Origin of the sequence: Mesorhizobium sp. WSM3866 (assembly GCF_002294795.1) — a bacterium.
Classification (GTDB): domain Bacteria; phylum Pseudomonadota; class Alphaproteobacteria; order Rhizobiales; family Rhizobiaceae; genus Mesorhizobium.
This window is the reverse complement of sequence record NZ_NSGC01000002.1, coordinates 180,826-207,163: the sequence shown is the minus strand read 5'-3', so window position 1 is coordinate 207,163 and position 26,338 is coordinate 180,826. Positions and strand designations below refer to the sequence as shown.

At 64.6% G+C, this 26,338-nt stretch carries 27 protein-coding genes; 13 read left to right on the top strand and 14 right to left on the bottom strand.

The window, feature by feature from the left end; genetic code table 11:
* Positions 1–108: 108 nt before the first annotated feature.
* The gene (locus CK222_RS05120; RefSeq protein ID WP_095799624.1) at positions 109–750 is read right to left on the bottom strand and encodes an arylesterase; all 642 of its coding nucleotides are present in this window, start codon (positions 748–750) and stop codon (positions 109–111) included.
* A gap of 84 nt (positions 751–834) precedes the next feature.
* Between CK222_RS05120 and CK222_RS05115 the strand changes: the two genes are divergently transcribed.
* The 4 genes from CK222_RS05115 (at position 835) to CK222_RS05100 (ending at position 5,781) form a co-directional block, all read left to right on the top strand.
* Positions 835–1,533 (top strand): ABC transporter ATP-binding protein, encoded by a 699-nt coding sequence (locus CK222_RS05115; protein ID WP_095799623.1) that lies wholly within the window; start codon positions 835–837, stop codon positions 1,531–1,533.
* Positions 1,533–4,076, top strand: a complete 2,544-nt coding sequence (locus CK222_RS05110) for an ABC transporter permease (RefSeq protein ID WP_095799622.1) — start codon at positions 1,533–1,535, stop codon at positions 4,074–4,076. The genes CK222_RS05115 and CK222_RS05110 overlap by 1 nt, the downstream gene beginning before the upstream one ends.
* A 275-nt stretch (positions 4,077–4,351) precedes the next feature.
* On the top strand, positions 4,352–5,092 hold the full coding sequence (locus CK222_RS05105; protein ID WP_095799621.1) for a Bax inhibitor-1/YccA family protein: 741 nt from the start codon (positions 4,352–4,354) through the stop codon (positions 5,090–5,092).
* Between the two features lie 113 nt (positions 5,093–5,205).
* Positions 5,206–5,781, top strand: a complete 576-nt coding sequence (locus CK222_RS05100) for a GNAT family N-acetyltransferase (protein ID WP_095799620.1) — start codon at positions 5,206–5,208, stop codon at positions 5,779–5,781.
* Here CK222_RS05100 and CK222_RS05095 read toward each other — a convergent pair.
* From CK222_RS05095 to acnA, 4 genes are all read right to left on the bottom strand, one after another.
* Positions 5,778–6,164: a DUF2794 domain-containing protein gene (locus CK222_RS05095; RefSeq protein WP_095779977.1), complete on the bottom strand. Its 387-nt coding sequence runs from the start codon at positions 6,162–6,164 to the stop codon at positions 5,778–5,780. The two genes, CK222_RS05100 and CK222_RS05095, sit on opposite strands and share 4 nt — an antisense overlap.
* 440 nt (positions 6,165–6,604) lie before the next feature.
* Entirely contained in the window at positions 6,605–7,186 is a 582-nt protein-coding gene (locus tag CK222_RS05090; protein WP_095799619.1) for a GNAT family protein, read from the bottom strand.
* A 64-nt stretch (positions 7,187–7,250) separates the two neighbouring features.
* Positions 7,251–8,039: a thioredoxin family protein gene (locus CK222_RS05085; RefSeq protein WP_067323682.1), complete on the bottom strand. Its 789-nt coding sequence runs from the start codon at positions 8,037–8,039 to the stop codon at positions 7,251–7,253.
* Positions 8,040–8,391: 352 nt separating this feature from the next.
* Entirely contained in the window at positions 8,392–11,082 is a 2,691-nt protein-coding gene (gene acnA / locus CK222_RS05080) for an aconitate hydratase AcnA (RefSeq protein WP_067323680.1), read from the bottom strand.
* Positions 11,083–11,365: 283 nt separating this feature from the next.
* Here acnA and ccmA point away from each other — a divergent pair, with 283 nt between their 5' ends.
* From ccmA to CK222_RS05060, 4 genes are all read left to right on the top strand, one after another.
* Positions 11,366–11,968 carry a heme ABC exporter ATP-binding protein CcmA gene (ccmA, locus tag CK222_RS05075; RefSeq protein WP_095799952.1) on the top strand — a complete coding sequence of 201 codons (603 nt, stop codon included), beginning with the start codon at positions 11,366–11,368 and terminating at the stop codon, positions 11,966–11,968.
* Positions 11,969–12,008: 40 nt separating this feature from the next.
* On the top strand, positions 12,009–12,674 hold the full coding sequence (ccmB, locus tag CK222_RS05070; RefSeq protein ID WP_095799618.1) for a heme exporter protein CcmB: 666 nt from the start codon (positions 12,009–12,011) through the stop codon (positions 12,672–12,674).
* A 128-nt stretch (positions 12,675–12,802) separates the two neighbouring features.
* Positions 12,803–12,976 (top strand): heme exporter protein CcmD, encoded by a 174-nt coding sequence (gene ccmD, locus CK222_RS05065; protein WP_095799617.1) that lies wholly within the window; start codon positions 12,803–12,805, stop codon positions 12,974–12,976.
* Positions 12,973–13,554, top strand: a complete 582-nt coding sequence (locus CK222_RS05060) for a DsbE family thiol:disulfide interchange protein (RefSeq protein WP_095799616.1) — start codon at positions 12,973–12,975, stop codon at positions 13,552–13,554. The genes ccmD and CK222_RS05060 overlap by 4 nt, the downstream gene beginning before the upstream one ends.
* Before the next feature lie 80 nt (positions 13,555–13,634).
* Here CK222_RS05060 and CK222_RS05055 read toward each other — a convergent pair whose 3' ends face one another.
* The gene (locus CK222_RS05055; protein WP_082953829.1) at positions 13,635–13,802 is read right to left on the bottom strand and encodes a hypothetical protein; all 168 of its coding nucleotides are present in this window, start codon (positions 13,800–13,802) and stop codon (positions 13,635–13,637) included.
* Positions 13,803–14,031: 229 nt separating this feature from the next.
* Here CK222_RS05055 and CK222_RS05045 point away from each other — a divergent pair, with 229 nt between their 5' ends.
* Positions 14,032–14,949 (top strand): SMP-30/gluconolactonase/LRE family protein, encoded by a 918-nt coding sequence (locus CK222_RS05045; protein ID WP_095799614.1) that lies wholly within the window; start codon positions 14,032–14,034, stop codon positions 14,947–14,949.
* 12 nt (positions 14,950–14,961) lie between these two features.
* On the opposite strand, the gene CK222_RS05040 is transcribed toward CK222_RS05045, so the two are convergent.
* The 8 genes from CK222_RS05040 to CK222_RS05005 form a co-directional block, all read right to left on the bottom strand.
* Positions 14,962–15,495 carry an NADPH-dependent FMN reductase gene (locus tag CK222_RS05040; RefSeq protein WP_095799613.1) on the bottom strand — a complete coding sequence of 178 codons (534 nt, stop codon included), beginning with the start codon at positions 15,493–15,495 and terminating at the stop codon, positions 14,962–14,964.
* 39 nt (positions 15,496–15,534) lie between these two features.
* Positions 15,535–16,155, bottom strand: a complete 621-nt coding sequence (locus CK222_RS05035) for a pyridoxamine 5'-phosphate oxidase family protein (RefSeq protein WP_066991742.1) — start codon at positions 16,153–16,155, stop codon at positions 15,535–15,537.
* Between the two features lie 24 nt (positions 16,156–16,179).
* The gene (locus tag CK222_RS05030) at positions 16,180–16,845 is read right to left on the bottom strand and encodes a septation protein A (RefSeq protein ID WP_095779961.1); all 666 of its coding nucleotides are present in this window, start codon (positions 16,843–16,845) and stop codon (positions 16,180–16,182) included.
* Positions 16,846–16,887: 42 nt separating this feature from the next.
* Positions 16,888–18,798 (bottom strand): signal recognition particle-docking protein FtsY, encoded by a 1,911-nt coding sequence (gene ftsY, locus CK222_RS05025; RefSeq protein WP_095799612.1) that lies wholly within the window; start codon positions 18,796–18,798, stop codon positions 16,888–16,890.
* Positions 18,799–18,811: 13 nt separating this feature from the next.
* A complete protein-coding gene (gene mtaB, locus CK222_RS05020; RefSeq protein WP_095799951.1) occupies positions 18,812–20,140 on the bottom strand; it encodes a tRNA (N(6)-L-threonylcarbamoyladenosine(37)-C(2))-methylthiotransferase MtaB in 1,329 nt (442 codons plus the stop codon).
* A complete protein-coding gene (gene dapF, locus CK222_RS05015) occupies positions 20,140–21,024 on the bottom strand; it encodes a diaminopimelate epimerase (RefSeq protein ID WP_095799611.1) in 885 nt (294 codons plus the stop codon). Before dapF ends, mtaB begins: the two co-directional genes overlap by 1 nt.
* 116 nt (positions 21,025–21,140) lie before the next feature.
* A complete protein-coding gene (locus CK222_RS05010) occupies positions 21,141–21,302 on the bottom strand; it encodes a DUF1328 family protein (protein ID WP_066991727.1) in 162 nt (53 codons plus the stop codon).
* A gap of 59 nt (positions 21,303–21,361) precedes the next feature.
* Positions 21,362–22,375 (bottom strand): MBL fold metallo-hydrolase, encoded by a 1,014-nt coding sequence (locus CK222_RS05005; RefSeq protein ID WP_095799610.1) that lies wholly within the window; start codon positions 22,373–22,375, stop codon positions 21,362–21,364.
* Positions 22,376–22,509: 134 nt separating this feature from the next.
* On the opposite strand from CK222_RS05005, the gene CK222_RS05000 reads away from it, so the two are divergent.
* The 4 genes from CK222_RS05000 to mdh all read left to right on the top strand — a co-directional run bounded on the left by CK222_RS05000 (position 22,510) and on the right by mdh (position 26,315).
* Positions 22,510–22,953 (top strand): VOC family protein, encoded by a 444-nt coding sequence (locus tag CK222_RS05000; RefSeq protein ID WP_245307486.1) that lies wholly within the window; start codon positions 22,510–22,512, stop codon positions 22,951–22,953.
* 191 nt (positions 22,954–23,144) lie between these two features.
* A complete protein-coding gene (locus CK222_RS04995; RefSeq protein WP_067323653.1) occupies positions 23,145–23,684 on the top strand; it encodes a protease inhibitor Inh/omp19 family protein in 540 nt (179 codons plus the stop codon).
* 78 nt (positions 23,685–23,762) lie between these two features.
* Positions 23,763–24,959 (top strand): cell division protein ZapE, encoded by a 1,197-nt coding sequence (gene zapE / locus CK222_RS04990; protein ID WP_067323651.1) that lies wholly within the window; start codon positions 23,763–23,765, stop codon positions 24,957–24,959.
* A 387-nt stretch (positions 24,960–25,346) separates the two neighbouring features.
* Positions 25,347–26,315, top strand: coding sequence for a malate dehydrogenase (gene mdh, locus CK222_RS04985; protein ID WP_067323649.1), 969 nt, complete (start codon positions 25,347–25,349; stop codon positions 26,313–26,315).
* Positions 26,316–26,338: the final 23 nt, after the last annotated feature.

The window sequence follows — 26,338 nt, the reverse complement described above, 5'->3', positions numbered from 1 at the left end:
TCCTCGAATCGAAACTCTCGCCCCTAGCGAATCATCGATAGCCATGCGGGGCAAGCGGTTTGTTGTCCACAAGCTTTCCCCTGGGGAAACGGTGGCGTTTTGGTCCCATCACGCGCCGCCCTTGGCGGCGATGGCTTTTTCCACGACCGGTAGAATGCCTTTGACCATGACGTCTATTCCCTTCGGGTTGGGATGAAGACCGTCCTCCAGCTGCATGGCCGGGTGGCCGGCGACCCCGTCAAGAAAAAACGGATAGAGCGGAACGGCGTATTTCGCGGCAAGCTTCGGGTAGATGGCGTCGAAGGCCTTCTGGTACTCGGCGCCCAGATTGGGCGCTGCAAGCATGCCTGCCAGGAGCACCGGGATGTTCCGCTGCTTCAACTTGGCCAACATAGCGTCGAGATTTTTCTCGGCGATCTCGGGCGACACGCCGCGCAGCATGTCGTTGGCGCCGAGCTCGAGGATGACGAGCCCGGTGCCGTCGGGCACCGACCAGTCGAGCCGCGCGAGGCCGCCGCTTGTGGTGTCGCCGGAAACCCCGGCATTGCCGACGGCGACGTCGAGGCCTTTTGCCTTCAAGGCCGCCTGCAATTTATCGGTGAAGCCCTCATCGGGACCAAGGCTGAACCCCGCCATCAGGCTGTCGCCGAAGCCGACGATCTTGAACGTATCGGCGCGCGCCGGCGAAATAGCGCCGCAAACCGCCAGGAGAAGAGTGAGGGCTGCGGCAGCTGAGTGTTTGAAAGCCATGCGGCGAGCCCCATATGACCGACACGATTCATGCAAAGGAGACATTTTTTGCCTCCTTCTTCCACCATATAGGGCGCATTCATTGTGACAGAAGCCGTCATCGCATTGAGGGATGTCTCGCTGACGCTCGGCGAGGGCGCCTCCTCCGTCCATGTGCTGAAGGGCGTCAGCCTCGATGTGGCCGCCGGCGAAGCCACCGGCATCGTCGGCCCGTCGGGATCCGGCAAGTCCACCTTGCTGATGGTTCTGGCCGGGCTGGAAAGGGTCGATTCGGGCATGGTGCGGATCGCCGGCGAATTGCTCAACGGCAAAAGCGAGGACCAGATTGCTTCGTTTCGAGGGCGAAACATCGGCATTGTCTTCCAGTCCTTCCACCTCATCCCCAACATGACGGCGCTCGAGAATGTCGCGGTGCCGCTGGAGCTCGCTGGGCACAACGACCCGTTCGGCGTGGCCGCGCAGGAACTCGCGGCGGTCGGCTTGAGCGACCGCGTGACGCACTATCCGGGAGAGCTTTCGGGCGGCGAGCAGCAGCGCGTGGCGATCGCCAGGGCGCTGGCGCCCTCGCCGCGCATCCTCATTGCCGACGAGCCGACCGGCAACCTCGACCAGGCGACGGGAAAGCAGATCGCCGACCTCCTCTTCGCCAAGGCGGCCGAGCGCGGCATGACGCTGGTGCTGGTCACGCATGATCCGGCGCTTGCGGGCCGCTGCTCGCGTCAGGTGTCGATGCGCTCGGGACGCATCGAGGACGCGCCAAGACAGGCTAGGGTGCCGGCCTGATGCGGACTTTGAGGCTGGCCCTCCGCTTCTCGCTGCGCGAGATGCGCGGCGGCCTGTCCGGCTTCATGATCTTCCTCGCCTGCATCGCGCTTGGCGTCGCGGCGATCGGCGGCGTCAATTCGGTGGCGCAGGCGATTACCGCCGGCGTCGCCAACCAGGGCCAGACGCTGCTCGGCGGCGACCTGCGCTTCCAGATCAACCAGCGCAGCGCTTCGGACGCCGAGCTCGGCTTCATCAAGAGCCTCGGCACGGTCTCGCTGAATTCCGGCATGCGCTCGATGGCGCGGCTCGAGGACGGCTCCGACCAGGCGCTGGTCGAAGCCAAGGCGGTCGACGACGCCTATCCGCTTTACGGCACGCTGGAGACCGATCCGCCGCTGCCCAGCAATGAATTGTTCGGCGAAAGATCCGGCATCTTCGGCGCCGCCGCGCCCGCTCTCTTGTTCGATCGCCTCAATCTGCATATCGGCGACCGATTGAAGCTTGGCGGCGCAACGTTCGAGCTGAGGGCCCGATTGGTCAGCGAACCCGACGCGATTTCCGACGGTTTCGGCTTCGCGCCGCGGCGGCTGATGATTTCGCACGACGGGCTGGTCGCGTCAGGGCTGGTTCAGCCCGGCAGCCTGGTCGAGAACGCCTATAAGATCCGACTGCCCGATGGCGCGAGCGAGGCGCGGATCAAAGGCATACAAGCCGAAGCGGCGAAGGATTTTCCGCAGGCCGGCTGGTCGATTCGCACGCGCAGCAACGCAGCACCGGCGCTTTCCGCCAACATCCAGCGCTTCTCGCAGTTCCTGACGCTGGTCGGGCTGACGGCGCTTGTGGTCGGCGGCGTCGGCGTGGCGAATGCGGTCCGCGCCTATCTCGACGGCAAGCGCGGCGTCATCGCCACCTTCAAGAGCCTCGGCGCCTCCGGGGGCTTCGTCTTCGCCATCTATCTCGTGCAGATCCTTTTGATTGCCGGCCTCGGCATCGTGCTCGGCCTGATCCTGGGTGCGGCAATGCCGTTCGTGGCGAGCGCGCTCCTGCAGTCGGTCATTCCGGTGCCGGCGCAAGGCGGCTTTTATCCCGGCGCGCTTGCGATCGCGGCCCTGTTCGGCCTTTTGGTGACGCTGGCCTTCGCGCTGCTGCCGCTCGGCCGCGCCCGCGACGTGCCGGCAACGGCGCTGTTTCGCGAAATGGGGTTCGAAAGCCGCGGCCTGCCGCGCCTGCCCTATGTCGGCGCCGCGCTGACGATCGTGCTTGCGCTGGCGGCGCTCGCCATCCTTTCCGCCGACGATCGGCGCATCGCCTCGATCTTCGTCGGCGCCACCGTCTTTGCCTTCCTGGTGCTGCGGCTGGTGGCGGCGCTGGTCCAATGGCTGGCCCGGCGAAGCCCGCGGCTGCGGTCGGTCTCTCTCAGGCTGGCGCTCGGCAATATCCATCGGCCCGGCGCGCTCACGCCATCGGTGGTGCTGTCGCTCGGGCTCGGCCTGACGCTGCTGGTGACGCTGGCGCTGATCGACGGGAATCTCAGACGCCAGATCTCCGGCAGCCTGCCGGAGCGGGCGCCGAACTTCTTCTTCGTCGACATCCAGAGCAGCGATGTCGATGCCTTTGCCGGCCTGGTCGAAAAGGAAGCGCCGCAAGGGATGCTGGTCAAGGTGCCGATGCTGCGCGGCCGCATCATGGCGCTCAACGGCATCGCCGTCGACAAGGTGAAGGTCCCGGCCGACGGCGCCTGGGTGCTGCGCGGCGACCGCGGGCTGACCTATGACGCAAAGCAGCCGGAAAACGCTACCCTGACCGAAGGCAAATGGTGGCCGCAGGACTATTCCGGCGAGCCGCTGGTGTCGTTCTCGGCCGAGGAAGGCAAAGCGATCGGGCTGAAGCTCGGCGACACGGTCACGGTCAACGTGCTCGGCCGCAACGTGACGGCAAGAATAGCCAGCTTCCGCCAGGTCGAGTGGGAAACCATGGGTATCAATTTCGTCATGATCTTCTCGCCCAATACGTTCGCCGGCGCGCCGCATGGCTGGCTGGCGACGCTGACCGACAGAAAGGCCACCACGGCCGACGACGCGCGGCTGCTCAACGCTGTCACCCGCGCCTTTCCGGCAGTGACGACGGTGAGGGTCAAGGACGCGCTCGACATCGTCAACCGGCTGGTCGCACAGCTGGGCACTGCGATCCGCGCCGCAGCCGGCGTGGCGCTGATCGCCTCCGTGCTGGTGCTCTCCGGGGCTTTGGCCGCCGGCAACCGGGCGCGCATCCACGACGCGGTGGTGCTGAAGACGCTCGGCGCGACAAGGAGGACGCTGATTGCGGCCTTCTCGCTGGAATATGTGCTGATCGGTCTTGCGACCGCGCTGTTCGCGCTTGCCGCGGGCGGCGTCGCGGCATGGTTCGTGGTGGCCCGCATCATGACGCTGCCGTCGCACTTCATGCCGGAAGTTGCGGTGGCGACGATCCTCGTCTCGCTCGCCGTCACCGTCGGCATCGGCCTTGCCGGCACCTGGCGGGTGCTTGGCCACAAGGCGGCGCCGGTGCTGCGCGAGCTTTGATCCGGCAGCGCGGTAGTGCATCAGATGCACTACCGGCAGCGCCCTTCGATGGCCTGTCTGCGTTAAATCTTGGTAAGAATGCCGGCGGGAAAAGGCTGAAAATCGGGCTTTTGCCTTCTCACGAAGCGTTACCGCTCGTTACCGTCTTGTTCTTGAGGTCGAGAGCGCTCATATTTCGCGCTAGGCATGCTGGAGTCCCGCCAGCGGCGCCTGGTCCAAGGAGGTCGCTCCAAGGACCTGTCACCGGACGGGGCAGAAGCAATAGAGGATTTCCAATGGCTGATCCCATTCGCAACTACCAGACGTCCGCCGCCTCCGGCGCGCGCGTCGATATCGATCAGGGCCTGCGGGCCTATATGATCAAAGTCTATAACCTGATGGGGCTTGGCCTGCTCATCACAGGCATTGCCGCCTGGGGCGCATTCCAGCTGGCCGTCACCGGCGACGGCCAGCTCACCGCCTTCGGCCAGCTCATCTATGCTAGCGCGTTCCGCTGGGTCGTTATCCTGGCGCCTCTCGCTGCCGTGATGTTCCTGTCCTTCAGGATCCAAGCGATGAGCGTGGCTGCGGCGCAGACCACATTCTGGGTTTATGCCGGCCTTGTCGGCCTGTCGCTGTCGACGATCTTCCTCGTCTACACCGGCACCAGCATCACCCAGACCTTCTTCGCCACGGCCGCGGCCTTCGGCGGCCTGTCGCTCTACGGCTACACGACCAGGCGCGACCTGAGCGCGTTCGGCTCGTTCCTGATCATGGGCGTGATCGGGCTGCTGATCGCGATGGTCATCAACATCTTCCTGGCGTCGTCGGCGCTGGCCTTCGCCATTTCGGCGATCGGCGTGCTGGTGTTCGCGGGTCTGACCGCCTACGACACGCAGCGCATCAAGGAGATGTATTTCGAGGGTGACGTCGCGGATGTCGCCGGCCGCAAGGCGATCATGGGCGCGCTGCAACTCTATCTCGACTTCATCAACCTGTTCATGTTCCTGCTGCAGTTCATGGGCGACCGCCGCTAAACGGTAGCCGTCCGGCTGGACCATAGACTTCGGAAAGGGCGGCCCAACGGCCGCCCTTTCCTTTTGTGCGCTCCTCTGCTGTTATTGAAGCAACAGGACGAACTGCACAATTTATGAGCAATCTCGCGATCAGAGCCGCTACTGCGGCCGACCTCGACCGAATAACCGAAATCTATGCGGACGCGGTCACGCACGGCACCGCAAGCTACGAACTGGAGCCGCCCAGCCGCGCCGAAATGGGCGATCGATTCGACAGTTTGGCACGAGGCGGCTTTCCCTATCTTGTGGCTGAAAGGGACGGCGTCGTGCTCGGCTACGCCTATGCCGGACCGTTCCGGCCCCGGCCCGCCTATCGCTTCACCGTCGAGGACTCGGTCTATGTGGCGCCCGAGGCCAAGGGCCAGGGCATCGGTCGCCTGCTGATGCTGGCGCTCATCGAGGCGGCGCGCCTGGCCGGCTTTCGCCAGATCGTCGCGGTGATCGGCGACGGCCATGCCGACAGCGCCTCGGTGCGCCTGCACGAGAAGCTCGGCTTTCGTCACTCCGGGCGCCTGGAAGGCTCGGGCTACAAGCATGGGCGCTGGCTGGACACCGTGTTCATGCAGCTGCCGCTCAACGGCGGCGCGGAAGTGCCGCCGGATCCGGAGTCACTGCCGGAGCGGAGATTTCGCGGCAAATTGGACAGTTAAGCTTCGACTAGCTTCAGCTTGGGATCGAAGACGCCGAGCACGCGGCCGAGTTCCTGGCCGCGCTTGAGGATGCGCCCGCCGGCGGCGATGACGGCGAAGGCGCCCTGTCGGCGCGCCAGTTTCGGGTCCTTGACGATCTGGAACAGCGGCACTTCGCTGGCGCGGCGGAAGACCGAAAAGACAGCGCGATCGGAAAGATGGTCGATCGCATAGTCGCGCCATTCATTGGCCGCCACCATGCGTCCGTAAAGCCTTAGGATCTGGTCGAGCTCGCGCCGGTCGAAGCGCACCGGCTGGTCGAGGCGTGCGCTGCGCGCCTCATGCAGCGGGATCAGTATTCCGGATGCTTCCCCATCCTCCGTCCCGCTGCTGTGATCGGTCATGCCGCGATCCTTCGATTGAATCTTGCGCCGGCCAAGGTTCGCGCTTTCCCGGCGGAATTGCAAGGGCCGGCGAAGCAGGCTTGCGGTCCGCCGTTTCCGAAAGGTCCAGTCACGTTTGCAAAACGCGTGTTGGAATTGGTGATGCTCTGCCACATTGTCGCCACAAATTATCCGCGCTCATGCCCCAATGTCCGACGAGTTTACCCGCGTTGCCTGAGACGGTTCGGTCCGGCACCGGCTCGTAAACCCCAAGCCCCCCGCCCACGGGTCAGCGTCGGATCGAACCAACCTCGGTTTTTCCTTGGAAAAATCAGGTGCGACGATCCCAAAACCTGAATAACCGGCGTCAGAAGCAAGCTGACGCCGGTTTTTTCATGCCTGTCCGCTCTGGCCCGCCGGCCCCTGTCTCGCGGCCAGGCGGGCGTCATCACAATGCACGATCAGGGAATGAGAGCTGGAACCGCTGCGCTGGATGAGCGACCAGTCCTAAGGAGCGCATACAGGATCTCATCGCGCCAGATGCCGCCGACACGCAGATGGTCACGCAGTAGGCCTTCGCGCCCGAATCCGAGTTTCTCGACCAATTTGCGCGACGGGGTGTTGTTGGGATCGATGAACGCCTGGAGACGGTGCAGGCCGAGATGGTCGAAACAGAAGTCGAGCATCGCCGAGACAGCCTCGGTGGCCATGCCCCGGCTCTGATATGCGGGGTTGATGAAATAGCCGATGGCCGCACGCTTGTTGCGGATGTGGCCATCGTGATAGCTGACGAGGCCGAGGCAGCGGTCAGTCTCAATGTCGGCGACCGCCCAGTGCCGATGGTAGGACGGGGTGCAGGCGACATATCTGAGCACGGTGCGCTCGGTCTCGGTCCGCTTGGTGTGGACTGGTGCGTTCCAAAACCGCATCGCCTCCGGGTCGGCAAAGCATTCGTGCATCGCATCCGTGTCCTCAGCCCTGAACTGACGCAGGCGTAGCCGCGTCGTCAGGAGAATCGGGTGCGGCTCGGGTCGCTTTGCCATGGATGCTCTGCTTCGTGGGCCCCGGCCGGCTTTCGTCGGCGATCAGGTTTTGTCAGCGGAGCCGTCAGAGCCGGTCAGGCTTGCGGATGAGCGCGGCGCCGAGAATCGGTCCCGGGACGCCGTCCTTGCCGACGGACTGCAGCAGCACGGCACAGCCGCCCTTCTTCGCAATCTCCGTCATCGGCAGCTCGTAACGCTGCGCCTTGCCGTTCCACATGCCGGCGATCTGGATGTCGGAAACGGCGTTCCAATAGGTCATGTTGCGGCCGCTGTTTTCGCCCTGGCCGATCTTCACCATCTGCGGCGGATCGAAATAGACGATCACCACATGGGCGTCGGTCGGCCCATTGCCGGCATCGCCGGCGTCAATCATGACCCGATCGCTGGTGCGGCTCACCTTGATGCCGACCCGCATGCCCTCGCCGGCCCTGTCCATGCGGGCCAGCGCGCCGTCTATCTCCTTGCGGTTGGCGCCGTTGACATGGCTGCGGCCGTTGATGACGGCTTGCGGGGTGTAGACCGAACGGCTGCCGAAGGCGCGCATATAGTCATACTGCCGCTCGGTGTTCTCTTTGTTGCTCAGCGTGTCCTGCCAGCCCAGGTAGTCCCAGTAATTGACGTGATAAGCGAGCGCGACGACATTTTCCTTCGCCGCCAGCTCGGCAAAGAATTCATCGGCCGGCGGACAGGAGCTGCAGCCCTGGCTGGTGAACAACTCGACGACGCCCAAAGGCTTTTCAGTCTGCGGCTTGCCGGTCGCGACTTTCTCAAGCTCGGCTGCTGAGGCCACGCGGCTCAACGCCGTGAGGACCAGCGCAACTGCCGTAAGCCGCAATGGTCCTCGCAATGCCATGACCGTTCCAATTCCCGCCGGTCACGCCGGCCTTGTTCTGGTTGCTAAAATATGTGGCAGAACGGACAGTCAACGGGAAGTCACGTTGCGGTGAAATTTTGTCGCCGCGACCGCAGGTAAGGCGGCGACAGGAGGGGCCGCTGCATTTTTCGACCCGGTTCGATTTCGGGACCGCATCGCCGCGTTGGGGTAAGTTTGCTGCTGCCGGAGGATTTCTATTGCGCGCCAATCGGACTTGGACTTTGAGCCGGGCGGAGAATGCTTGGCCTGCCGCAGTTTAACTAGGACGTCAGTAGGCACCAGGCAGTGGGAAAATCTCCCCCTGCCTATGCCTACCGCCTATTCCCTGTCGCTACGCAGCCAAATCGCGCAGCACGTATTGCAGGATGCCGCCGTTCTTGAAGTAGTCGAGTTCGTCCAGCGTATCGATGCGACAGATGATCGGCACGTTCTTCAGCGTACCGTCGCCATAGGTGACCTTGGCCGTCATCTTCTGGCGCGGCTTGATGGCATCCAGGCCGTCGATCTCGACCAGCTCGTCGCCCTTGAGGTTGAGGGAAGCCCATGAGGTGCCGTCCTCGAAGACGAAGGGGATGACCCCCATGCCGACCAGGTTCGAGCGGTGGATGCGCTCGAAGGACTGGGCGATGACGGCGCGGACACCAAGGAGGTTGGTTCCCTTGGCTGCCCAATCGCGCGAGGAGCCGTTGCCATATTCGACGCCGGCGAAGATGACTAGCGGCACGCCTTCCTTCTTGTATTCCATGGCCGCGTCGTAGATCGACATCTCCTCCTTCGAAGGATAGTGGATCGTGTAGCCGCCTTCGCGGCCGTTCTCGCCCAGCATGTGGTTGCGGATGCGGATGTTGGCGAAGGTGCCGCGCATCATCACCTCATGGTTGCCGCGCCGCGTGCCGTACTGGTTGAAGTCGGCGACGCCGACGCCGTGCTCGGTGAGGTACTTGCCTGCCGGCGAAGCCGCCTTGATCGAGCCGGCCGGCGAGATGTGGTCGGTGGTGATCTTGTCGCCGAAGAGACCAAGCACGCGCGCGCCCTTGATGTCGCCGACCTTGCCGAAGGCGCGGCCCATGCCGGCGAAATAAGGCGGGTTCTGCACATAGGTCGAATGATCGTCCCAGGCATAGGTCTGGCCTTCCGGCGCCTTCACCTTCTGCCAATATTCGTCGCCCTTGAAGACGTCGGCATATTTGCGGGCGAAAAGCTCGCGCGTGACGTTCTTCTCGATGAACTCCTGGATCTCGGCCGAGGTCGGCCAGATGTCCTTGAGATAGACCGGCTTGCCGTCGCTGCCCTCGCCGAGCGGCTCGGTGGTGAGGTCCTTGGTGACGGTGCCGGCCAGCGCATGCGCCACCACCAGCGGCGGCGAGGCGAGATAGTTCGCCTGGACGTCCGGAGAAACCCGGCCTTCGAAGTTGCGGTTGCCGGACAACACCGCGGCAGCAATCAGGCCTTTGTCGTTGATGGTCTTGGAGATCGGCGCCGGCAGTGGGCCGGAATTGCCGATGCAGGTGGTGCAGCCGAAGCCGACCAGGTTGAAGCCGATCTGGTCGAGTTCCTTCTGCAGGCCGGATTTCTCGAGATATTCGGCGACCACCTGGCTTCCGGGCGCCAGCGAGGTCTTCACCCACGGCTTCTGCTTCAGGCCGCGCCGGTTGGCATTGCGAGCCAACAGGCCGGCGCCGATCAAGACGCTTGGGTTGGAGGTGTTGGTGCACGAAGTGATGGCGGCGATCACGACGTCGCCATGGCCGAGATCGTGAGCGGTGCCTTCGACGGCGTAACGCTTCGAGATCTCGACGGCCTTTTTGTACTCGGTCTCCATCGCCTTGGCGAAGCCGGCGGGAATATCCTGCAGCGCGACGCGGCCTTCCGGGCGCTTCGGGCCGGCCATCGACGGCACGACGTCGCCGAGATCGAGCTCGAGCAGATCGGTAAAGACCGGATCGGCCGAGCCGGCGTCGCGCCACATGCCCTGCGCCTTGGAATAGGCCTCGACCAGCGCGATGCGGCTTTCCTCGCGGCCGGACATTGTCAGATAGCGGATGGTCTCGCTATCGACCGGGAAAAAGCCGCAGGTGGCGCCATATTCCGGCGCCATGTTGCCGATGGTGGCGCGGTCGGCCAGCGTCATGTTGGACAGGCCTGGGCCGAAGAACTCGACGAACTTGCCGACGACGCCCTTCTTGCGCAGCATCTGGGTGACGGTGAGCACGAGGTCGGTGGCGGTGACGCCTTCCTTGAGCCTGCCGGTGAGGCGGAAGCCGATCACCTCCGGCAGAAGCATGGAGACCGGCTGGCCAAGCATCGCGGCCTCGGCCTCGATGCCGCCGACGCCCCAGCCGAGCACGCCCAGGCCGTTGATCATGGTGGTGTGCGAATCGGTACCGACACAGGTGTCGGGATAGGCTGTGGTCTCGCCCTCTTCCGCGTTGGTCCACACCACCTGTCCCAGATATTCGAGATTGACCTGGTGGCAGATGCCGGTGCCCGGCGGCACGACGCGGAAGTTGCGGAAGGCCTGCTGGCCCCACTTCAGGAACTTGTAGCGCTCCTCGTTGCGCTCATATTCGAGCTCGACATTGCGGGCGAAGGCCATCGGCGTGCCGAATTCGTCGACGATGACGGAGTGGTCGATGACGAGATCCACAGGCACCAGCGGGTTGATCTTCTCCGGATCGCCGCCGAGCGCCCTGATGCCGTCGCGCATGGCCGCGAGATCGACAACGGCCGGAACGCCGGTGAAATCCTGCATCAGCACGCGCGCCGGGCGGTAGGCGATCTCGACGCCGGCAGTGCCCTTGTCGGTGAGCCATGCCGCGACCGCCTGGATGCTTTCCTTGGTGACCGAGCGGCCGTCTTCGTTGCGCAGCAGGTTCTCCAGCAGCACCTTCATCGAATAGGGCAGCTGGGCAATGCCGCCAAGGCCGTTTTTCTCCGCCTCTGCGAGGTCGAAATAGACATAGTCCGCGCCACCCACGGTCAGGGTGCGGCGGCAGTTGAAACTATCGAGGGATTTCGTCACGGCGATCCGTCCTTGTCTGTTCAGCCTGAAAGGGAACGGACGCCGTTGGCATGCAATCACGCGCAAAGGTGCGGGTACGGCCATTTCCGCTGTCCGCTCCCGAGCAACCCGAGCCGTTGAAGGCGGCGCGTGCGCTGGTTCGGCGCTAATTCTGTTCCCGCGCCGACCGCTGGCACGGATGAACCGCATATAGAGAATTTTCTGGAATAGTTCTAGACAGTCGAAAAGCAAATTTGTGCGATGCGGCGGCGGCCGCGAAACGGTGCTTTCGGGACGGGCAAGGATGCGGCTGATCGCCGAAAATCTGGGCGGCGAGCGCGGCGGCGAGACGGTTTTTTCCGGCATCGAATTCGCCCTCGACAGGGGCGAGGCACTCGTCGTCACCGGGCCGAACGGCGCCGGCAAATCGACCCTTTTGCGGGTCGTCGCCGGCTTGCTGCCGCCGGCCGAAGGCAAGGTGAAGGTCGAGGGCGGCGGCGACGAGTTTCCATCGGTCGATTCGGCCTCGCACTATCTCGGCCATCTCAATGCGATGAAGACCGCCCTCAGCGTCGAAGAAAACCTGGGCTTCTGGCGCGCCTTCCAGGGCGAGGCTGGTTTGAGCGTGGGGCAGGCGCTGGAGACGGTCGGCTTGGATGGGCTCGGGCACCTGCCGTTCGGCTACCTTTCGACCGGGCAAAGGCGGCGCGCGTCGATCGCGAAGCTCCTGGTCAGCCGCCGGCCGGTCTGGCTGCTCGACGAACCGACCGCAGGGCTGGACAAGGCTTCGGAGGAACGATTCGCGGGATTGATGAGAGGGCATTGCCGAGAGGGAGGCATCATCGTGGCGGCCACGCATTTGCCGCTCGGGCTCGAGGGAGCAAAGACGTTGAGGATGGGTGACTGATGTCGGCGCGAGGCACCCCTGGGCGAAGGCATATCAAGTCATGCTAGCCCTCTTCCTCCGCGATATCCGCCTCTCCATCCGCGCCGGCGGCGGCGCGCTGATCGGCGTCATCTTCTTCCTGGCGGTGATTGCCACGATCCCGTTCGGCGTCGGGCCCGACCTCAACCTGTTGTCGCGCATCGGTCCGGCGATCCTGTGGATCGCCGCCCTGCTCGCCTGCCTGCTTGGGCTCGATCGCCTCTTCCAGGCCGATCGGGAGGACGGCTCGCTCGATCTTCTGGTGCTCAACAGCGACCGTCAAATGCTGGCGTTGACGGTGCTGACCAAGTGCCTGGCGCATTGGGCGGGCAGCGTGCTGCCGCTGGTGATCGCGGCACCTCTGCTCGGCCTGTTCATGAACATGGAGCCGCTCGGTATCGGCGCGACGGCATTTACGCTTCTTGTCGGCACGCCGGCCATAACCTTCATCGGCGCCGCCGGCGCGGCCGTGGCAGTGGCGCTGCCGCGCGGCGGGCTCTTGATCTCCGTGCTGGTGCTGCCGCTCACCATTCCGGTGCTGATCTTCGGCGTCTCGGCGAGCTATGGCGCGGTGGCCGATCCCGCGCCGTTCCTGCAGCCCTTCCTCATTCTTGCCGCGCTGACGCTGTTTCTTGCCGTGGTCGGGCCGCTGGCGGCAGCGCTGGCGTTGCGACACGGGACGGATTGAGGCTCTGGGGCGTTTCTCAACTTTAGCGCCGCGCCTGATTGCGCGGCCTGTGACGCAGAGTTAAGGGAAGGCATGGTCGAACGGATTGGCATGGCAAGCGCGGAAGGTGCGCAGATGGAGCGGCTGGTATGAGCGCGCATGCTCTCTATGTCGCCGCCGCCTATGCCATCAGCGCGATCGTGCTCGTCGGGCTGATCGGCTGGATCCTGATTGACCGGCGGGCGCGCAAGCGTGAGCTCGCGGCGCTCGACGCGGCCGGCGTGCGGCGGCGCTCCGACAAAGTCGGGACGGCGAAGCCGTGAGCGCGGAAACCGGAGCTCCGGCGTCGCCCCGTCGCCGCCTGTTCGTGCTGCTTCCGCTGCTGGTTTTCCTGGGCTTGGCGGGGTTGTTCCTGTCGCAGCTTTTGTCCGGCCGCGACGAGTCTGAAATTCCCTCGGCCCTGATCGGCCTGCCGGCGCCGCAGACGAACCTGCCGCCGCTCGAAGGCTCGAACCTGCCGGGGCTGGACTCCAAATACTTCGCCGGCAAGGTGACGCTGGTCAACGTCTTCGCATCATGGTGCGCGCCGTGCCGGGAAGAGCATCCGGTGCTTTTGGCGCTGTCGCAGGACAAGCGGTTCACGCTTGCCGCGCTGAACTACAAGGACGAGCCGGCAAACGCCCGTCGCTTCCTTGGCGATCTCGGCAATCCCTACCAGGCGATCGGCGTCGATCCGGCCGGGCGCGCGGCGATCGACTGGGGCGTCTACGGCGTGCCGGAGACCTTCGTCATCGGCAAGGACGGCAAGATTGCCTACAAGCATGTCGGGCCGCTGACGCCGGAATCGGCGAAGGATTTGCTGTTGCCGCAGATCGAGAAGGCCCTGGCGGTTTCGGGTTAGGCGCCCCTTGCGTCGTCATTCCAGTGCGAGGCAAGGAGCGAAGCGACGCGGCGCAAAGGCCGGCTCGACAGGCCTCGGACTCAACCGTAAATCTGCTTGTGGATCTGGTAGAGCATCTCGGAGCGGTCGGCACGCAGATCGGCGAGATCGCGGCTCGACAGGTTCTCGATTTCTGCGACGAGACGATTGTAGTGGCGGCGCTTGGCGAGGTTGGTGCGAGCGCGGGTGACGAGGTTATCGAAGATCATGACGAGGTTCCTTCTGAGTTATTCCTCCCTGATCGATTGCGAGAATGACATAGGAATGGTGCATTGCAAAAGAAAGATGTTGCAATGCACCATTGCAAGCAGCGCATAGCCGGTTAATGGCGTCTTAGCCCCTCCACGCGTCAACATGCCGTGAGAGGCATCCGCGATCTTGCCTTCTCCGCTCTGTGCTGGCTTGATCGCGCGTCTTTTGATTGCCGGGAGGGAAAGCATGACGGCCGCTGACTATGAACTTCTCGATCCGCGTTTCTCGCGGCTGTTCAACGCCAATGAGCGGGTTGAGAAGCTGTTCACCGGGTGCCGGTGGGCGGAAGGCCCGGCCTGGTTCGCCGCCGGCCGCTACCTCGTCTGGTCCGACATCCCCAACAACCGCATGCTGCGCTACGACGAGACCGATGGCAGCGTCAGCGTCTTCCGCCAGCCGTCCGGCAATTCCAACGGCAATACCGTCGACCGGCAGGGCCGGCTGATCACCTGCGAGCATTCGGGCCGCCGCGTCAGCCGCACCGAGCATGACGGTTCGGTCACCACCATCGCCGACAAATGGCGCGGCAAGCGGCTCAACTCGCCCAACGACGTCGTCGTCCGTTCCGACGGCTCGATCTGGTTCACCGATCCCGCCTACGGCATCGACAGCGATTATGAAGGCGACCACGCCGAGAGCGAGATCGGCGCCTGCAATGTCTACCGCGTCGACCCCGGCACGGGCGACATCGATGCCGTCATCACCGACATGGTCAGGCCCAATGGGCTCGCCTTCTCGCTCGATGAAAGCCTGCTTTATGTCGCCGACACGGGCCGCACCCATGGCGCCAAGAACCCCGCGCATATCCGCGTCTTCAATGTCGGCAAGGCCGGCAAGAAGGTCTCGGGCGGCAAGGTCTTCGCCGACTGCACGGCCGGCCTGTTCGACGGCTTCCGGCTCGACGAAAGCGGGCGCATCTGGACGAGCGCCGCCGACGGCATCCATTGCTACGAGCCGGACGGCACGCTGATCGGCAAGATCAAAGTGCCGGAAGTCGTCGCCAACTGCGTCTTCGGCGGCGCCAAGCGCAACCGCCTCTACATCTGCGGCACCACCTCGCTCTATGTGGTCTGGCTGATGGTGAATGGGGCGAAGACCTATTGACCGGCATCGGCGTCAGCGGCCGCGGATAAAGCCGGCGAAAGCCCGAACCGCGTCGCGCATCGCCTGCCGACTGGTCGGCTCAGCCAGGATTTCTTCCACCTCCGACGGCTTCTTGCCGAGCAGCGCGAACTCCAGCGCGGTCTCTTCGTAAAGCGCGAAGGACATCGTGCGCATGATCTCGGCAAGGGCGGCGCGGGCAAAGAGCGAGCGCGGCGAGGCGTGCACCAGCAACGCCGGCTTGCCGACGGCGGCGTCGCGCGACACCAGCCAGTCGAGCCCGTTCTTCATGCCGCCCGGCACGCCATGGGCGTATTCGGGACAGGAGACGATGACGCCATCGGCGCGGGTGACGGCCTCGATCAGGTATCTTGCCTCACACGGCGTGCGCTCGCCCTCTTCATCCGGGTTGAAGATCGGCAAGCGGCCGAGCCCGTCATAGACGGTGACGCGGCAATCTGCAGGCACGTTGGCGGCAAGCGCCGCGACAAGGGCCGAATTCGTCGAGGCGGCGCGCAGGCTGCCGGATATGGCGAGGAGGTTCAGCAAGGGTGACGGGGGCGGTTCGGACGAATCGTGCCCGGGAGCCTACCACATGGTCTGCCGGTAATCGTCGTCCAGTTCGCGGTCGATCTCGCCGGCGCTCTCTGTAAGCGCCAGCTGGTCGCGGATGATCTGGCCGAGCGTCGGCAGGCTCGCGCGGTCATACCAGGTCTCCGGCTCCCACAGCTCGGAGCGCATAAAGGCCTTGGCGCAGTGCATGTAAGCGGCCTTGACCGTCACCACGATGACGCTCAGCGGCTCCTTGCCGTCGACGGCCAGGCGGGCGCGCAGTCCGGCGTCGATGGTTATGTGGGCTTCGCCGTTGACGCGCAGCGTCTCGTTCATGCCGGGAATGAGGAAGAGCAGCCCTACCGACGGGTAACGAACGATGTTTTCCAGCGTGTCCAGCCGGTTGTTGCCTGGACGGTCAGGGATGGCGATGGTGGAACTGTCGAGGATGGCGGTGAAGCCGGGCTTGTCGCCCTTCGGGGTCACGTCGGCATTGCCGGCGCCGTCGGAGGAGCCGATCAGCACGAATGGGCTCTTGCCGATGAAGGAACGGCAGTGGCCATCGAGCGCCTTGAGTTCCTTGCGGATCGACCCGTCGGTCGGCCGCGGCGTCTTGTAGATCGTCCTCAGCTCATCGCGCGTGGTGAGGAATTCCATGCCGCCCCCTCCCCGGAACCTGCTCTATTTACTCGCCTGCTCTTCCTTGGCTTTTTCCTCCAGCGAGTGGCGCATGATCAGCGGCATCTGGCTGAAGGTGAAGAGAAGCGTGATCGGCATGATGCCCCAGACCTTAAAGGTAACCCAGGCATCGGTTGAAAAATTCCGCCACACGACTTCATTGACGAGGGCCAGGAAGAGGAAGAACAGGCCCCAGCGGAAGGTGAGCTTGCGCCAGCCTTCGGCATCGAGGCTGAAAGCCGAGTCGAAGACATAGCCAAGCAGCGACTTGCCGAAGAAAAGACCGCCGAGCAGCACGCCGCCGAACAGCGTGTTGACGATGGTCGGCTTCATCTTGATGAAGACGTCGTCCTGCAAATAGAGCGTCAGCGCGCCGAAGATAAGGACGACGACGCCCGACACCAGCGGCATGATCGGCAAGGTGCGGGTGAGCAGCCACGAGGCGATCAGCGCCAACGCGGTGGCGGCCATGAACAGGCCGGTGGCGACGAAGATCGGGCCGCCGAGCTCGGCCAAGGCCGGAAATTTCTGCGCCAGCCATTCGCCGCGCGCATTGGCGAAGAAGAAGACCAGCAGCGGCCCGAGCTCGAGCACCAGCTTGAGCGGGGGGTTGATGCCCTCCTTCTTCTGTTTCTGCGGGTCGGACGGGTCGCGTTCGAGGATGTTCATGAAAGTCCTTGTTGTCCCGAAAGTCGGCGCTTTTGGGATCGTTCAAGCAACGCCGGCGATCGCTCTGGCGAATTCGCTGGCCGAGAAGGGTTCGAGGTCGTCGACCTGCTCGCCGACGCCGATAAAATAGACCGGCAATCCATGCTTGGCGGCGATCGCCACCAGAATACCGCCGCGCGCCGTGCCGTCCAGCTTGGTCATCACCAGGCCGTTGACGCCGGCGACGTTGCGGAAGATCTCGACCTGGCTGAGCGCATTCTGACCGGTGGTGGCGTCGACGGTCTGCAGCACGGTGTGCGGCGCCTCCGGATCGAGCTTGCCCAGCACGCGCACGATCTTTTCCAGCTCCGCCATCAGCTCGGTCTTGTTCTGCAGGCGGCCGGCCGTGTCGATGATCAGCACGTCGGAGCCTGCCTCCTTCGCCTTCTCGAAGGCATCGTAGGCGAGGCCGGCAGCGTCGGCGCCAAGCTTGGTGGCGATGACCGGCGACTTCGTGCGTTCGCCCCAGATCTTCAGCTGCTCGATGGCGGCCGCGCGGAACGTGTCGCCGGCCGCCAGCATGACCGAAAGCCCGCCTTCGGTCAGCTTGGCCGCCAGCTTGCCGATGGTCGTGGTCTTGCCGGTGCCGTTGACGCCGACGACCAGGATGACATGCGGCTTGTGGCTGAGATCGAGCTCGAGCGGCTTGGCGACCGGGGTCAGGACTTTTTCGACTTCCGCCGCCATCACGGCGCGGACCTCCGAGTCGGAAACGTCCTTGCCGTATCGGCTTGAGGCGAGAGAATCGGTGACGCGCAGCGCCGTCTCGACGCCAAGATCGGCGCGGATCAGCACGTCCTCCAGATCCTGCAGCGTGTCTTCGTCCAGCTTGCGCTTGGTGAAGACGCCGGCGATGTTGCCGGTGAGCTCGCGCGAGGAACGGGCAAGCCCGTCGCGCATGCGCTGGAACCAGGAGCGTCGCGGCGCCGGCTCCGGTGCCTTCTGCGGCTCGGCCTTCTGCTCGACCTTTTTGGCGACCGTCACCTTGCCGGCAGGGGGGGTCGGCGGCGGCGCGGGGACGGCTTCCGGCTCGGGCGCGATCTCGGCAAGGATCCGCCCCGGCTCGACCGGCGCAGCCTGGCGAATGGGAGGCAGGGCTTCCGCCGGCGGAGCCGGCTCCGGTGGCGGCAAATCCTCCGCAGGCTGACGCTGCGCCTCACCCTCATCCTCTCCCCGTGAAGAACGCGGAGAAGGGGGCGTCGGCGTTGGCGCTTCTTCCTTCTGCCCGTCACTATACGGGGAGAAGGTGCCGGCAGGCGGATGAGACGCGGCGCCGACCTCTAAAGATGGCTCGATAGAAGGTGCCTCGCCCGGTGGAACTTCGATCGGCGCTGGCGCCTCGGCCGGGACTTCGCTGGGCGTCGTCGGCACTTCGACAGGCCCCGGCACCGGCTGCGGCTCCGGACGCGAAGGCTCGATCTCCGGCTCGGCCGGCGCGGGTGCAGGCACCTCCTGCGGTGCCGGCGCGGGCACCGGCTCAGGTGCAGGTTCGGGCGGAGCAGGCACTTCCTCGGGTGCAGGCGGCTGCGGCTGCTCCGGGGCGGGCCGCGGCTCTTCTTCCGGCTGGGGCTGCGGCAGCGGCTCCGGCTCGGATGGAACAACCGGCTCCGGTGCCGGCGGGATGACGGGCTCCGGCGCCGGCGGAATGTCCGGTGGGGGTTCGGTCTTCGGCTCCTCGGGAACCGGTTGTGGCGCAGGTCCTGCGTCCCCCTCGATGGGGGAGGTGCCGAGCGCGGCTCGAGGGTGATTGGCGACGGCGTCGGCGCTGCGGGACGCAGGCTCCTGCTCGGTTTCCGGTTTCAGCGCCTCGAGCGCGTCCCATTTGATCGGCGGCAGGGGCGCGGTCTCGTCGACGCGCTCCTCGACGACTTCCTTCTTGCCGAACGAAAATATCTTCTTGAAGAAACCAGCCATACGTCTTGCAGTCTCAGGCGGCTTGCGCGGCGAGCGGCGCCGCGATCAGCCGGGCGCCGTCATGGCCGGTGACAACCGCCTCGACGATCTCACCCGGCTGTCCAACGCCAATCGCGGCAAGCGTGAAACCTTCGGTGCGGCCGAGCCCGTCGCGCTCGATCAGGATCGACTGCCGCGTGCCTGCAAGGGCGGCCAGATGGCGGCGATAGGCGGCCTCGCCGGCGGCGCGCAGCCGTGCGGCGCGCTCTTTCACCACCTCGCGGCGCGGCTGCGGCATGCGCGCGGCGGGCGTGCCCTCGCGCGGGCTGAACGGGAAGACGTGAAGATGCGTCAGGCCGCATTCCTCGACGATTTTCTCCGAGTTTTTGAACATCGCCTCGGTCTCGGTCGGGAAGCCGGCGATGATGTCGGCTCCGAAGACGATGCCGGGACGGAGCTTCCGCACGTCCTCGCAGAAGCGGATCGACTGATCGCGCAAATGCCGCCGCTTCATGCGCTTCAGGATCATGTCGTCGCCCGATTGCAGCGACAGGTGCAAATGCGGCATCAGCCGAGGCTCGGTGGCAATCGCGTCGAGCAGCTCGTGGTCGGCTTCTATGGAATCGATCGACGACAGCCTCAGCCGCTTCACCTCGGGCACCTGGCGCAGGATCGTCTTCACCAGCTTCCCAAGTTTCGGGCTGCCCGGCAGGTCGGCGCCGAAGCTGGTCATGTCGACGCCGGTGAGCACGATCTCGGCATAGCCATTGGCTGCGAGACGCTTGACCTGCTCGACCACGGCGCCCATCGGCACCGAGCGCGAATTGCCGCGGCCGTAAGGAATGATGCAGAAGGTGCAGCGATGGTCGCAGCCATTCTGCACCTGCACGAAAGCGCGCGCCCGGCCCTCGATGGCGTCGACCATGTGGCTCGCCGTCTCGCGCACCGAGAAGATATCGTTGACGCGCGCCTTCTCGGTATCGTTGACGCCGAAGTCCGGCAGCGCGCGGTAGGAGTTCGCCTTGAGCTTCTCCTCATTGCCGAGCACCAGGTCTACCTCGTCCATGGCGACGAAATTCTGCGGCTCGGTCTGCGCGGCGCAGCCGGTGACGATGATGCGCGCTTCAGGGTTCTCGCGACGGGCCTTGCGGATCGCCTGCTTGGCCTGGCGCACGGCTTCGGCGGTGACGGCGCAGGTGTTGAAGATGACGGCGCCGCCTTCCAGCGCGCCGAGGCCGGCGCTCTCGGCCTCGCGGCGCATCACCTCCGATTCATAGGTGTTGAGGCGGCAGCCGAACGTGACGACGTCGATACCGTTGCCGATAGGCCCTTCGGGCGCCGGGCCCTTTTGAAGAGCGGACATCAGGCGGCGCTTTCGGTGTCGCGGGCCCAGGCGCCGGTCGACGGGTCGAAGCTGCCGGAAAACTCCCATTCGGCCGCGCCGGTCAAAATGACGTGATCGTCGTCGCGCCACTCGACATTGAGCTCGCCGCCGCCGGGCGTGATCAGCGACACGCTGCGGCCGGTGCGCTTGGTGCGGGCGGCAGCCACCACGGCGGCGCAGGCCGCGGAGCCGCAGGCCTTGGTGAGACCCGCGCCGCGCTCCCAGGTGCGGATGATCATCATCTCGGGCGAGGTGACCTGGGCGATGGTGATGTTGGCGCGCTCGGGAAAGATCGGATGGTTCTCGAGCAGCGGACCGAATCGGTCGAGCTCGTAGGACCAGACGTCGCGATCAACCCAGAAGATCGCGTGCGGATTGCCCATCGAGACGACCGAAGGCGAATGCAGCACCGGCGCATCGATCGGGCCGATCTGCAGTTCGATCATGCGAGTGTCGCGGAACTCCTCGGCAAGCGGGATCTCCTGCCAGCCGAAACGCGGCTTGCCCATGTCGACCGAGATCGAGCCGTCGGCATGTTCCTGAGCATTGAGAATGCCGGCGCGGGTTTCGAAGGTGAAGGTCTTTTGGCCGGTCTCGGCCGCAAGCGCCTGCACGACGCAGCGCATGCCATTGCCGCAGGCCTGCGCACCGGTGCCGTCCGAATTCAAGATGTCGACGTAATAAGCAGTGCCGGTCGTGCGCGGATCATGGATCGCCATGATCTGATCGAACTTGGTCGCCGCGTCGGCATTGAGGGCAATCGCCGCGGCTGCCGTCACCTTGTCGGCACGGCCGCGCATATCGGCGACGATGATCTCGTTGCCGATGCCGTTCATCTTGGCGAATGGGGCAGTGCCTGCCATCTAACCGGTCGTTCCAATTCCGTTTGGCGCTATATGGCGGAAACGGGCGGGAATTACCAGTGCAACGCGACTCCCGGCCAGGACGCGGCTCTGGCCTGCCGCGGCGAATATGCGGGCTAAGTCACGGCGAAGACGCCGAGCACGATCAGCAGGAAGATGATCAGCACAATACCGATCAGGATGCGGGCACCTGTGGCGGCGGCGCCGGCCAGCGCGGGCATGCCAAGCAGGCTTGCCGCGGCGGCAACGATAAGAAGGATGATGATCCATTTGATCATGGAAGGCTCCGAGGCGGATTTGCGTTGTGCAACCAACGCGTTTGCCCGGGCTGGGTTCCTTAGCCAGGCGGCGGCACATCCCATGCTTCGCCCGGGCGCATGGCGCGAAAACGCTCCGGCGAAATGCCTTCGGCCGCCAATGCCTCGGCGAGCTTTTGCGCAGGCTCCTCGATCGGTTCGTCGGTGAGCTGAAAGGTGCCCCAGTGGCAGCCGGCAGCATGGACGGCGCCGCACAGCCTCATGCCCTGGACGGCTTCCGCCGGATTCTGGTGCTGCGGGGCCATGAACCAGCGCGGCTCATAGGCGCCGATCGGCAGGATGGCCAGCCGAAACCAGCCATGCTTTTCCGCCATTCGGCGGTAGTTGGTGCCGCCGTGGAAGCCCGTGTCGCCGGCGAAATAGACCTTGCCGCCCGCCGTATCGATGACGAATCCCGCCCAAAGCGCCATGCGGCGGTCGCGCCCGCCACGCGCCGACCAGTGATGCACCGGCTCGATGTGGATGATGCCGTCGCTGGCGACTTCGACGCTGTCGCCCCAATCATGTACCGACACTCGCATGCCGGGCACGGCAGTGCCGATGATCGCATCGTTGCCGAGCGGCGTGATCACCATCGGGTCGTGGCTTTGCTTTAGCCGCTTGAGGGTCGCGAGGTCGAGATGGTCGTAGTGGTTGTGACTGAGCAGCACCAGGTCGATCGGCGGCAAGTCGCAAAAGGCGATGCCCGGCGCGTTGACCCGCTTCGGTCCGGCGAAGCCGAAAGGCGAGGCACGCTCGGACCAAACCGGGTCGGTCAGGATATTCAGGCCGGCTGTCTGGATGAGCAGCGAGGCGTGACCCACCATGGTGAGCCGAAGCGCGGCGCCTTCGATCCGTTGTTCGGGCTTCGCCTGGGGATATGGGCTCGGCCAGGCCGCCGGCCATTTCGAGCGCCCACCGCTCAATTGCCATTTCAGCAAATCGGTGAAGCGCGCCGGCGGCCTGCCCTCGGGATTGAAAAAGAGGCTACCGTCGAAATGATCGCTGAGTGGGCCGCTATAGTAGCGGTTGGCTGCTCTTGTTCTTGCGGCCATCGTTTCTCCGCCCACTCCCTGTCGCTTGTCCTGAAATAAGGACGCCGCCGCCTGGCGCAAGCATTTTGCTGGGGAATGCCAAGGGCCAACGGTCGGCTTCGACTAGGATCGACGATGTGTGGAGGGACAGCACCGTGGCGAAGAAGCGGACCGGGACACCGTGGATGAAGGCCGAGGATTTCGGCCGCTCGCTGTCGCATGGGCTGGGCGTCAACTTGCTTGTCACCGACATGGCGGCGATGGAGGCTTTCTGCCGCGATGTGCTAGGCGCGCGCATCATCTATGCCGACGAGGATTTCGCGGCCATCGAGCTGCTCGGCTCGATCTTCATGCTGCATGCCGACCATTCCTATCTCGACAATCCGATAACCGGCGTCTTCGCCGGAGCCGAAACGCGTGGCGCCGGCATCGAGCTGCGCCTCTATGGCGCCGATCCGGATGCGGTCGAAAAAAAGGCCGCAGCACTCGGCCACATCGTGCTGGCCGGCTCGATCGACAAGCCGCATGGCTTGCGCGAATGCTATATCGTTGGTCCGGACGGGTATGTCTTCGTGCCCAGCGCGCGGCTGCGAGCCTGAAACTTCAATACGTTAGGGTCCAACTTCTCGATTGGGGCCGCGGTGAGCAAGGCCGTCGCGACAAATTTGCAACACCAGCTCCGAAAACCCTATTTTAACCATATCGGGTTGAAATTCTGCCACCTTCGCCATCTTGGTGAAGCGAGTGTTTACGCGGACGGCGCCCCCCACCGGATCCGACGGAGGTTGGAATGATTTTTTCGAAGACTGGCCTTTTGGCCGTATCGCTGGCCGCGCTCGTTGCGAGCGGCTGCTCGACCTCGCGCTTCTCATCGATGGACGATCAGCAGCCGGCGCCGCTCACGCCGGCGCCCTCCGGCACGGTGACGCAGAACCAGCTGCCGCCGCCGGCTGCTCCGGGCACCACCGACCCGTCGCAATTCCCCACCGCGCCGAAGAACAGTCAGATGGCTTCGCTGCCGCCGGACGGTTCGGCGCCCACGGGCGCCGCGGACCTGACCGCGGCCAGCGTCGCCGGCGTCTGGAATGTCAGTGTCTCCGGCCAGAGCTGCAAAGTGGCGACGCCGCAGACCAAGTTCGGCGCCGGCTACCGCGCCGGTCCGCTGCATTGCCCGGCTCCGATCGACGGCATCAAGTCGTGGAATGTCGCCGGCAAGCAGCTGACGCTCTACGACGAAAACGGCGGCACGCTGGCCAGGCTCTATTCCTCCGGCGGCGAAAAGTTCGACGGCCAGACTTCCAACGGCCAGCCGATCTCGCTTACAAGGTAGGGCGGACCCTCCCCTATTGTTTCACGCAGTTTCGGATGGCAAGCCGCTTTCCGAAATTGCCCGAGAACGACGTGACCTATGCACCTGCGTGACGGCCTTCAGACGCATGCGACCGTCAGGCAGCGCTACGACCATCTGGTCGAAACCGGCGTGGTCGAACGCGATCCGGCGCAGGAGCGCGTCGTCGCCGCGCTCGACCGGCTGACCGACGAGATCTCCGCAAAAAGGCTGGCGCAGAAATCGAGCGCGCTGGGCTGGCTGTTCGCGCGCAGCAACAAGCCGCGCGAGGCCGTCAAGGGCCTTTACATCCATGGCGGCGTCGGGCGCGGCAAGACGATGCTGATGGACATGTTCTTCGATCTCCTGCCGGTCAGGCGAAAGCGCCGCGTCCATTTCAACGATTTCATGGCCGACGTGCAGGACCGCATCCAAAAACACCGGGCGGCGCGCAAGAACGGCGATGTCAAGGAAGACGATCCGGTCCCGCCGGTGGCGCGGGCGCTGGCCGAGGAGGCCTGGGTGCTGTGCTTCGACGAGTTTTCGGTCACCGACATTGCCGATGCCATGATCCTGTCGCGCCTGTTCTCGGCGCTGTTTTCCAAAGGCGTCGTGCTGGTCGCCACCTCCAACGTCGCGCCTCATGACCTTTATCGAGACGGCCTCAACCGGCAGCTTTTCCTGCCCTTCATCGGCCTGCTCGAACGTCATGCGCATGTGCTGACGCTGGATGCCGAAAAGGACTACCGGCAGGAAAAGCTCAACCGCTTGCCGATCTATGTCACGCCCGCCGACGCCGCGGCCGACCGCGCGCTCGACGACGCTTGGAAGACGATGACACATGGCAGGCCGACCGAGGCGATGACGCTGACGCTCAAAGGGCGTCAGCTCGTGGTCCCGCGCGCTGCCGGCGATGCCGCCCGTTTCTCCTTCGCCGATCTCTGCGAAAAGCCGCTCGGCGCGCGCGACTATCTGGCCATCGCCGACCGCTTCTCGACCGTCTTCATCGACCATGTGCCGGTGCTCGGGGAAGGCAAGCGCAACGAAGCCAAGCGTTTTATTCTGCTCATCGACACGCTCTACGACCACCACATGCGGCTGGTGATGAGCGCCGCGGCTCCCCCCGAAGGGCTCTACACCGCCAGGCGCGGCACGGAAGTCTTCGAATTCGAGCGCACCGCCTCGCGGCTGATCGAAATGCAGAGCCGCGACTGGCTGGAAGGCTGGGCGGAGAGGCGGCAAGTCGGGGCAGAGCCCGCGGAGGCGCGGCAGGCGTGAACGTAGCCGCCTGGAGTCGTCATCCTTAGACAGAGCGGCGCGAAGCGATAAGCGCTTCGTCGCTTGAATGCGCACCTCCCAAACCGCTCGGCCGCCCCACTTGCCTGTCCGCCCGTCCTAAAATCACAACGGCGTCATCGCCGGGATGAAGGCCTTCTGATTTCATCGTTTATTGTATAAATTCTGTTCAGTTACCTTCGAAAATTTTGACGTTTACGTAATTCCCAATGCATCTAACCGATTGAAAACACTGGGTGCAAAATAACCGTTTGAATTTTCTCCATGCCGGAGCTATTGGGTTCGGCGAAATCCCGCGGTTTCCCGCATTCCTTCCGGCCCCCGGCCCCCGTCACGGCACCGTCACAGACAAAGGGAAAACATCCTGACATGGCACGCAACAAGATAGCGCTCATCGGCTCGGGCATGATCGGCGGCACGCTCGCCCATATGATCGGCCTGAAGGATCTCGGCGACGTGGTGCTATTCGACATCGCCGAGGGCATTCCGCAGGGCAAGGGTCTCGACATCGCCCAGTCCTCGCCGGTCGACGGATTCGACTCCAGACTGACAGGCGTCAACGACTATGCCGGCATCGAGGGCGCGGATGTCTGCATCGTCACCGCCGGCGTGCCGCGCAAGCCCGGCATGAGCCGCGACGATCTTCTCGGCATCAATCTCAAGGTCATGGAACAGGTCGGCGCGGGTCTCAAGAAATACGCGCCGAAGGCGTTCGTCATCTGCATCACCAACCCGCTCGATGCCATGGTCTGGGCGCTGCAGAAGTTTTCGGGCCTGCCGACCAGCCATGTCATCGGCATGGCCGGCGTGCTGGACAGCGCCCGCTTCCGCTACTTCCTGGCGGAAGAGTTCAAGGTCTCGGTCGAGGACGTCACCGCCTTCGTGCTCGGCGGCCATGGCGATTCGATGGTACCGATGATCCGCTATTCGACCGTGTCGGGCATCCCGCTGCCCGACCTCGTCAAGATGGGCTGGACCTCCAAGGAGAAGCTCGACCAGATCGTGCAGCGCACTCGCGACGGCGGCGCCGAGATCGTCGGACTCTTGAAGACCGGCTCAGCCTATTACGCGCCGGCGGCCTCGGCCATCGCCATGGCCGAATCGTACCTGAAAGACAAGAAGCGCGTGCTGCCCTGCGCGGCGCACCTGTCCGGCCAGTACGGCGTCAAGGGGACCTATGTCGGCGTCCCCGTGGTGATCGGCGCCGGCGGTGTCGAGCGCGTCATCGAGATCGACCTCTCCAAGGCCGAGCAGAAGATGTTCGACAATTCGGTGGCGGCCGTGCAGGGCCTCACCGAGGCCTGCACCAAGATCGCCCCGCATCTCGCCGGCAAGTAATCGTCCTTCTCCGGAGACCAAGC